Genomic DNA, 3,443 nt, shown 5'->3' with positions numbered 1-3,443 from the left:
GAACACGGAAAGCGGCAGCAACTGCGGGGCCGCGATGTGATCGGCCAGCAGCCGGTCGAACGCGGCGCGGTTCAAGAGACCGGTGAGCGCGTCATGGCGGGCCGCATAGGCAAGCTCCTGCTCGCGCTGCTTGTCTTCGGTGATGTCGCGCACCGTGCCCAGGATCTGCCCCGCCAGCCGGCGGTCCGGGATTTGCGGGTCGGCGATGAAACGCAGCAGGGATTCTATGTGCCGGACCTCTCCGTCGCGCCGGACGATGCGGTATTGCACGGCGGTGACCTTGTCCGTTTCGAGCGGCACCAGATGCGCGCGCGACGCGGCCTCCTTATCGTCCGGATGCAGATAGCCGAACCAGTGGTCGCGCTCGACTTCGGCGGTGTCGGAGACAAGCCCGAAAATCTCCCTGGTGCGTTCGTCCCAATAGCTTTTGCCGGTGGCGAGGTCGTGGTGCCAGATGCCGGTACCGCTGGCGGCAAGCGCCAGGCGGAAGCGCACATTGACCTGCTCGAGTTCGGCTTCGGCCGCCTTCTGCTTGGAGATGTCGGTCTGCACACCCATCAGCCTGAGCGGCTTTCCCATCGCGTCGCGCTCGACGGCGCCGCCGCGATCGAGCACCCACACCCAGTGTCCCTGCTTGTGCTTCAGCCGCAATTCGGTCTCGATGGCGTCGGTCAGGCCGGCAATGTGGCGGTCGCCGCTGGCCAGCGCCCGCTCGCGGTCGTCGGGATGGGTCAGTTGCAGCCACAGGTCGCTGGTGTTGGCAAGTTCGCTCTCATCGTAGCCCAGCATCCGCGCCCAGGTCGCGGAATAGAAGCAGTCGCCGGTTACAAGATCCCAGTCCCAGACACCAAGATGGGCGCGCTCCAGGGCCTTGGCCCAGAACGTTCCATTGCGACTTTTCTTGCCCTGACGCGCCATCGTCTGCTTCGCCTGCTCCACCGCAGGGCAATCTGCGGCAAAACCAGAGAAGAAACAGTTACCACGGCGATGGCGGGCTGCTTTGTTGGCTCCTCACCTGCCGCCTCTGCTCTTCGATTGGCCGGCAAGAACCGGAGTTTCGCATCGGCCGGATGTTCCTAGTCATGGCTCCAGGTCATCGGCCAATCCGGTGATCCCGGATCATCGGCGGCGCCGATGATCACATTGCAGAGACAAGAGGATCTTCCAATGACCAGACAAGAAGACAACAAGGCCGTCGTCGTCAGATGGTTCACCGACTTCTGGGGTGAAAGCTGCGACCTGTCCGTCGTCGACGACATTGCGGCACCCGACATGCTGCTGAAATACTCGCTGCACGAGCCGCGCCGCGGCCGCGACGACATCAAGGCCTTCATGAGCGGCTTCCGCGCCGCCTTCCCGGACCTCAGCTTCTGGGCCACGGCCGACCTGATTGCCGAGGGCGACTATGTCGTCGGCCAGTGGGAGGGCGGCGGCACGCATACCGGCCCGGCCTTCGGCGATTTCCTCGCCGGCTCGCTGCCGGCCGCCACCGGCCGCACGATGCGTTTCACCGGCACCACGGTGCTGAAGGTGGTCGACGGCAGGATCGTCGAGGAGATCGGCCTCGATGACGGCGTCGCCGCCCTCACCCAGCTCGGCTTGATGAAGGCTGCCTGATTCGAAAGGGCTATCGCCGTCCAGGCGATGGCCCACCTTCAACGGGATCGGCGGCTTCGATCGGATAGTGCTTGTCCTCACTCGATCAGAGTTGCGAGAACGTCGAAGCGGTCACCATCGCGAGAGCCGACCTCCGGCTCATTCCCGAAATATTTGACGATTTCGGCAATTGCCCAATCGTAATCGGCTTCGGTCTTGATGGGTCGAATGTTTTCCATCACACCTTTTCCGGATCAATCCTGTCATACTCTTTGTGTGTTCCGACGAACAGGCTTGCACCCTCCTGACCCTTGTCAGGAAACGGGTGGCGAGGCCGGCCTTTGGCGGCTTCAATGCGGCCATGTTCATCACCCTGGCCAAGAATCTGAAATCCACGCCGCTGCAAGCCGCCGACGATCCGCGCTGGGCGCGAATCGTCGCGCGCGACAAGTCGGCCGACGGCGCATTCTGGTATTCGGTGGCGACGACCGGCGTCTATTGCCGGCCTTCCTGCCCGTCTCGGCGCGCCAATCCGAAAAATGTGCAGTTGCACGACACGCTCGATCAGGCCAAGGCCACCGGCTTTCGCCCGTGCCGGCGCTGCCGACCGAATGGCCCGTCGCTCGAGGCCGGCAACGCGGCGATGGTCGCCGCTGCCTGCCGCAGGATCGAGCAGAGCGAGGAAGAACCATCCTGGCTGAACTGGCTGATGCTGCCGGCCGCAGCACCGGTTATTTCCATCGTATCTTCAAGGCGGCCACCGGGCTGACACCGAAGGACTATGCCGCCGCGCACCGCGCCGCCAGGGTCCGCCAGGGCCTGGAAGACGGCGCCAGCGTGACGACGGCGATCTACGATGCCGGCTTCAATTCGAGCGGACGTTTTTATGAGAAATCCACTGGCATGCTCGGCATGACGCCGACGCGCTATCGCGCCGGCGGCGCCGATGAAGAGATCCGCTTCGCCGTCGGCGAGACCTCGCTCGGCGCCATCCTGGTCGCGTCCAGTCAAAAGGGCGTCGCCTCGATCCTGCTCGGCGACGATCCTGACGCACTGGTGCGCGACCTGCAGGACCGTTTCCCCAGGGCACGGCTAATCGGCGGCGATCACGACTACGAGGCGCTGGTCGCCCGCGTCGTCGGTTTCGTCGAAGTTCCGGCGCTCGGTCTCGATTTGCCGCTCGACGTGCGCGGCACGGCGTTCCAGCAGCGCGTCTGGCAGGCCTTGCGCGACATCCCCGTCGGCCGCACGGTTTCCTATGCCGAGATCGCGCAGCGCATCGGCGCGCCGAAGGCAACCCGCGCCATCGCCGCCGCCTGCGCGGCCAACAACCTTGCCGTCGCCATTCCCTGCCATCGCGTGATCCGCAAAGACGGCGCCCTGTCCGGCTACGCCTGGGGCGCGGAGCGCAAGCGCGCGCTGCTCGACCGCGAGGCGGACGGGTCGAACGCACCCGGCAGCGCCTACCGATCCGCGCGGAGATGACGGCCAAGCATGCGCGCGATGGCAAGATCTCATGACAGCGTCACCGATGGGACCACCGCCGGCAAACGCGCCGAAAAGGCGAAATCCCAAGTCATGGCTGCCATCGGCGGACTTGTCGATGAGGGTAAGGCTGAGTGGAACCACACCGCAACCGGCGACATCGAGCTGCGGCTGCTGAGCGGTGAGGTGTTCGTGCTCGGAGAAGTGTCGGTCACGCGTGTGGCATGAGCATGCTTGGCTGAAGTGCGGACGGTTCAAAATCAGCACTCTATGGCGCGCCCCTCTGTCCTGCCGGACATCTCCCCCACAAGGAGGGAGATTGGCAGTTCCGGCGCCGGCTCTCGTCCTGCAACGTTGGAGAT

At 64.8% G+C, this 3,443-nt stretch carries 4 protein-coding genes and 1 pseudogene; 3 read left to right on the top strand and 2 right to left on the bottom strand.

What is annotated here, in order from left to right; all coding sequences use genetic code 11:
* Positions 1-918: PAS domain-containing protein (locus EOC06_RS23950; protein ID WP_128308948.1), on the bottom strand; the 918-nt coding region annotated here is incomplete at its 3' end.
* A 249-nt stretch (positions 919-1,167) separates the two neighbouring features.
* On the opposite strand from EOC06_RS23950, the gene EOC06_RS23945 reads away from it, so the two are divergent.
* Positions 1,168-1,617 (top strand): ester cyclase, encoded by a 450-nt coding sequence (locus EOC06_RS23945; protein ID WP_128308947.1) that lies wholly within the window; start codon positions 1,168-1,170, stop codon positions 1,615-1,617.
* A 77-nt stretch (positions 1,618-1,694) separates the two neighbouring features.
* Here the strand turns inward: EOC06_RS23945 and EOC06_RS23940 are convergent, their stop codons facing one another.
* The gene (locus tag EOC06_RS23940) at positions 1,695-1,835 is read right to left on the bottom strand and encodes a hypothetical protein (RefSeq protein WP_245469987.1); all 141 of its coding nucleotides are present in this window, start codon (positions 1,833-1,835) and stop codon (positions 1,695-1,697) included.
* Between the two features lie 122 nt (positions 1,836-1,957).
* Between EOC06_RS23940 and ada the strand changes: the two are divergent.
* Together ada and EOC06_RS23930 are read left to right on the top strand one after the other, a co-directional pair.
* Positions 1,958-3,081: pseudogene (gene ada / locus EOC06_RS23935) on the top strand (bifunctional DNA-binding transcriptional regulator/O6-methylguanine-DNA methyltransferase Ada).
* 18 nt (positions 3,082-3,099) lie between these two features.
* Entirely contained in the window at positions 3,100-3,309 is a 210-nt protein-coding gene (locus tag EOC06_RS23930) for a hypothetical protein (RefSeq protein ID WP_245469985.1), read from the top strand.
* Positions 3,310-3,443 lie beyond the last annotated feature (134 nt).

The organism is Mesorhizobium sp. M7A.F.Ca.MR.362.00.0.0 (assembly GCF_004023175.1).
Classification (GTDB): Bacteria; Pseudomonadota; Alphaproteobacteria; order Rhizobiales; family Rhizobiaceae; genus Mesorhizobium.
The sequence above is the reverse complement of the archived record's forward strand: the minus strand, read 5'-3'. Positions and strand labels throughout refer to the sequence as shown.

Coding starts and splice junctions, on each gene's coding strand:
- EOC06_RS23945 (WP_128308947.1), top strand. CDS start 1,168: ATGACCAGACAAGAAGACAACAAGGCCGTCGTCGTCAGATGGTTCACC.
- EOC06_RS23940 (WP_245469987.1), bottom strand. CDS start 1,835: ATGGAAAACATTCGACCCATCAAGACCGAAGCCGATTACGATTGGGCA.
- EOC06_RS23930 (WP_245469985.1), top strand. CDS start 3,100: ATGGCAAGATCTCATGACAGCGTCACCGATGGGACCACCGCCGGCAAA.